The sequence below is a fragment of the Halomonas sp. 3D7M genome (genome assembly GCF_014897885.1).
GTDB lineage: Bacteria > Pseudomonadota > Gammaproteobacteria > Pseudomonadales > Halomonadaceae > Vreelandella.
Genome location: NZ_JABUZF010000258.1, coordinates 54,393 through 59,417 on the forward strand (window position 1 = coordinate 54,393; position 5,025 = coordinate 59,417).

Annotated in this window: 3 protein-coding genes and 1 pseudogene; all 4 read right to left on the bottom strand. The window is 54.2% G+C overall.

Annotated elements, in window-relative coordinates; genetic code table 11:
- Positions 1-378: pseudogene (locus tag INT22_RS21290) on the bottom strand (TRAP transporter permease); the annotation flags it as partial.
- An 80-nt stretch (positions 379-458) separates the two neighbouring features.
- On the bottom strand, positions 459-1,484 hold the full coding sequence (locus INT22_RS16505) for a TAXI family TRAP transporter solute-binding subunit (protein WP_193061091.1): 1,026 nt from the start codon (positions 1,482-1,484) through the stop codon (positions 459-461).
- 239 nt (positions 1,485-1,723) lie between these two features.
- Entirely contained in the window at positions 1,724-3,106 is a 1,383-nt protein-coding gene (locus tag INT22_RS16510) for a sigma-54-dependent transcriptional regulator (RefSeq protein WP_193061092.1), read from the bottom strand.
- Entirely contained in the window at positions 3,103-4,869 is a 1,767-nt protein-coding gene (locus INT22_RS16515; protein ID WP_193061093.1) for a sensor histidine kinase, read from the bottom strand. The genes INT22_RS16510 and INT22_RS16515 overlap by 4 nt, the downstream gene beginning before the upstream one ends.
- Positions 4,870-5,025 lie beyond the last annotated feature (156 nt).

Sequence of the window (5,025 nt, forward strand, 5' to 3'; positions counted from 1 at the left end):
AATCGACACGATCCAGTCAGCCAGGGAAAAGCGTACCCCACGGGCATAAAGCGCATCCTCGAAACCGATTAAATAGAACGCACAGCCTAGGGCGGCTAGACCAAGACACACATCAACGGCGAGTAATAGGCGCTGACCACTAGCCGAGCGCGCTTTGAACATAGGCACGGAAAGCGCACACAACAGGCCGAACATACCGAAGTGTAATGCACTAACCCAAATCTCTGAGACAGTGCCCAGGGTATTGAAATAGATATGTGAGAAAGCAACGACGATGGCGAGCAAGCTCAGAATCCGCCCAAGCCAGGGGTGCTCAAGGCGCTCTGCAGCGCTGCTTGCGGATTCATCGCGCACCGTATCAGGTGTCGAATGACTCATGGTGTACCTCATAAAACTAAGTAAGGCATAGGGAGGCCATCCGCCCGGCTTATGCCAGGCAGATGCAGGACGATAGGCCTTCAGCCTTCGAGAAGATGTTCCGGAATTTCAATGCCTTGTTCTTGGAAATAGCGCGCGGCACCGGCATGCAGTGGCATCGGCAGACCGTCGAGCGCTTTCTCCAGAGCCATGTCACGCGTTGCAGGGTGAATGTTATTCAGAAACGGCAGGTTCTCGAACATGGCTTTGGTTATTTGATACACATGCTCTTCAGGAACATCGGCGTTAACCACCAGAATGTTGGGCTGGGAAATGGTATTGATCGGGGAGTCCTGACCAGGGTAAGTGTCGGCGGGAATTTCGAAAGCACTCCACACTGGGTACTGGCTGTTAATGCGTTCAAGTTGCTCAGCGGTCACGTCCAGGGTAGTAATGTCATCGCCCATATTGGCATAGGCACTGGTCACGGCGGAGGCCGGAACGCCTGCCGGTATGTTCATACCGTCTATATTGCCGTTCTGCATGGAATCAGCGCTGGCACTGTAGCCCAGGTAGGCAATATCCATCTGCTCCGGATCAATATCCAGACCGGCAAGAATTTGCCGACCAGAGCCTTCGGTACCGGAATTACGCGCACCAATGGAGAAACCGCGCCCGTATAGCTGGGCCAAGTCATCGATGGTGCCAGTATCGACAAGAGCGTCGCGCATCACAAAGTGCTCCACGTTCTGCCACAACATGGAAACTGAGCGTACGTTGTCATAGGCTTTGGGCACCGGCCCCTCACCGGACCATGCCCAGGCGCCGTAGAGCGCTTGCAGAATGCCGAATTGAGCCTGATCATCATCCATCAGGCGCAAGTTTTCCGCTGAACCCGCCGAGCTGATGGCGGAAACGGAGATGCCGTGAGTAGGCTCGAGCTTGACACGTATCAGTGTAGAAAGTGCGACGCCTACCGGATAGAACGTGCCACCGGTGGTGGCGGTGCCCATGATGTATTGTCCGTCCTGGGGAGAGTCCTGGGCGGTAACAGCGGAGACACTGACGCCGAATGCAGCGGCGGTAGCGAGACAAAGAGCGGTTTTAAGAAATTGGCGTTTCAGCATGGTGTTGCTCCCAGCTTATTGGAATTGTTGGAGTAATCACTACTCCTTCCCCAATAGAGCGAGAAGCTAGCCAACTTTAAACAAAGCCATAAAAATCAATAAATTATGATTTCACCTCTACGACAAAAGGCGAAGGCGCCTGAACGACCATCGGCCATTTTTCGCCGATGGTTTTTGCCCTCATCGGCAAAAAATGGCCGATGAATCAGCCCTAGCGCATTAACTCTTGAATCAATCGTTTAGGTCGCGAGAAAGTCTTCGCGGCGTAACTGGTGACGCTGCATTTTCTGATTGAGTGTACGGCGAGGCAGGTCGAGTTCATCGAGTACCGCTTGAATATTGCCATTATGGCGCTGTAGCGCTTCTTTCAAGACGGTAGCCTCAAATACTTCCATACGCACAGAGAGTGCAGACGCTTGATTTGGCGGCATAGGCGAGCTTTGCCAGGGCAGATCCAGCCCAAGAATAAAGCGCGTGGCAATATTGCGCAGCTCGCGGAGGTTTCCAGGCCACCGATGATTGCCGAGGGCAGTCAGCAGTTCTGTGGTGGGTTCGCGTAGCGGCCTTTCGTGAACATCAGCGGCTTGATGGCAGAAGTGACGAAACAGTAAGGGAATATCTTCGCGGCGCTCACGCAAGGGAGGAATCGCCAGCTCAGCAATCGCCAGACGATAATAAAGATCCTCGCGAAAATCTCCTTGCGAGACCATTTCCAGCAAGTTCTCTTTACTGGCCGCCACGACCCGAAGATGGAGGTGAATAACCTGGTTGCTGCCTAGCCGGGTAATTTCACCTTCCTGCAGTGCGCGCAATAGCTTAACCTGGGCAGACAGTGGCAGTGACTCTATTTCATCCAAAAAGAGGGTGCCGTGGCTAGCGGTTTCCAGCAGGCCTATACGTCGCTCTCCCGCCCCGGTAAAGGCACCTTTTTCATGCCCGAACAGCTCTGATTCAATTAATTCACTGTTCATGGCGCCACAGTTCAACGCCACAAAAGCGCCTTGGCTACCGCTGCCAAAGTCATGCAAGGCGCGAGCCACGACTTCCTTGCCGCTGCCCGTTTCACCATTGATAACCACGTTGGCGCGGCTAGCAGCTAAGTTTTCCACTTGGCGCCGCAGTAGTTGCATCAGTGCAGAATCGCCAAGCAGGCGCGTGCTTAAATAGTTATTCCGTAATGCCTGCTGTAACTGCAAGTTTTCCAGCGCCAGGGCCCGATGCTCTAGTGCTCGTCGTACACACTCCTCAAGGCGTTCAGGATCGAAGGGCTTTTGCACAAAGTCCCAGGCCCCCTGCTGAATCGCAGCAACCGCCATGGGGACATCACCGTGGCCCGTGATCAGAATCACCGGGGGCGGCGTATCGAGTGCTTGCACGGCGGCAAACAAGGCCAAGCCATCCATCTCGGGCATCTTGATATCACTGACGACGACACCGCACGGCTGGCCGTTTTGAAGTGCATTCAGCGCCTTACCGGCGCGTGAAAACGTGTGAACCTCTAATCCCGACACCTCCAACCATTGGCTAAGAGAGTCACGGACATCGGCTTCATCGTCCACTAGCCAGACGGGCAGAGAAGCAGCCGGTAGCCGAGCTAAGGTGCTAGAAGGTGCGTGCGTCATGAAGGTGTCTCCTCACCATGCGGTAATGTCAGACAAAACCAAGCGCCCCCAGCAGGGTGATTACCAGCGCTGAGTTTACCGCCAAGATCCTGAGCAATGCCGTAGCTAATAAACAGCCCCAGCCCTAAGCCTTCCCCAACCGGTTTAGTCGTAAAGAATGGGTCGAACATCTGCTCGATCACCTCTTGAGGCAAGCCAGGGCCATTGTCATGGACCGTCAACCGCACTTGCTCCGTCGTTACCTCAACATGAAGACGAATGACGCCATTGGGTATCTCATTCAAAGCATCCAGCGCATTACGCAGCAGGTTGGTGAGCAACTGCTCCAGGCGAACGTCATCGCCGCGCACCCAGAGCGACTGCTGCCAATCACCGTCACGCTCCAAACGCACTTTTTGCTGCTGGAAACGCTCCTCCAGTAGTTCTAGTACGAAGTTCAGGCTGGCCGGAAGATCCACACCCTCCTGGCTCTCGCCCTTGCGAGCAAACAGCTTTAGCTGCTCGATTAACCGAGCGAGACGTTTGCTCAATACCTGAATACGCTGGAAGTTGTCGCCTGCCATTTCCTGACGGCCGAGCGCCAACAACCGCTCACCGTTGGCAGCATAAGTGCGTATGCCTGAAAGAGGTTGATTAAGCTCATGGGCAATGCCTGCTGCCATGGTCCCCAAGGCGGCCAACTTACCCGCTTGGACCAGTTCAGCTTGCGCATCCTCTAAAGCCTGGGTGCGTTCCTGGACACGTTCTTCCAAGCGAATATTGGTTTGTTGGATGATTTTCGCCTGAGCATCACGCATGTGTTGGCGTTTTTGGCGTTCACGCAACCACAAGCCAAACAACAAAAGAGCGGAAAGCGTGACTAAGCCCGCCAGGAGTACGTTGCGAGCACTGATATAAAGTGGGCGCACTGGGCTAAGATAATGCATCGACCAACCCAGGGTAGAAAGCGGCAGGGAAGCGACCAGAAAACGCTCGCCTCCTCCTTGTGCTTGGTTGCCTATTACCAGTGTATCGTCATGCAGGCGCTGGCCGAGAGGGGAAAGCGGTTTATCGAGAAATTGACGTTGGGCACTAATCTGCGCCAATGCATCATCAGGAAGCCCATCAATGTGCTGAAACCGCCACTGCTCGCGGCTAGAAAGTATCACAACGCCATTGGCATCCGACAAAATGACGTTTTCTTGTGCTCGACGCCAATCCTCTTGAAGCGCTTCCAGTGAGACCTTAACCACCAGGACACCCGCAGAGACAGTATCGTCGCCAAAAGTAACGACATAAGAGGTGAAATAACCCGGCTGTCCGGTTGTATCACCGATCGCAAAGAATTCACCGCTACCACTCTGCATGGCATCGTAAAAATAGGGGCGGAAGTGATAATCGTGGCCAATGAAACTTTGCTCGAGTTCATAGTTGCTGCTGGCCAGGGTGACGCCTTGCTCATTCATCAGAAAAATGGCGTCAGCGCCCGAACGCTCAGCGACCTCAGCCAAGTGCTGATTAACAGGAGATAGCAATAGCTCACTGGGTTCGCGCAGGGCAGCCTGGACTAAAGGCTGCTGGGCCAGTAAGTCAGGCAGATAGGTAAAGCGCTCAAGCGCGCCTTGCAGACTACTGGTGTAGAGCGCTAGACGAGTATTCGCGTGACGTTGGGCATCCGCTTCGGCGTGGCTGTATTGCCAATGCCATAACCACCATAACCCCAAAAGGCTCAGCACGATTAAAGAGGCCAGAACCAGCGCATACAGCCAAATCTTTCTGCTCACTGTGAGTTTGCCTCAACGGTCGAATTGATCAGGCCCAAGAGCTTATCATCCAGGTGTAAGCACGCCCATTGTCGGAGGTATCTCTAACGCCCTCCAGCACAGCGGCAAACTTATCACTATGCGGTTGCCACTGGTGTCCCCGGCGAGCCAATGGCA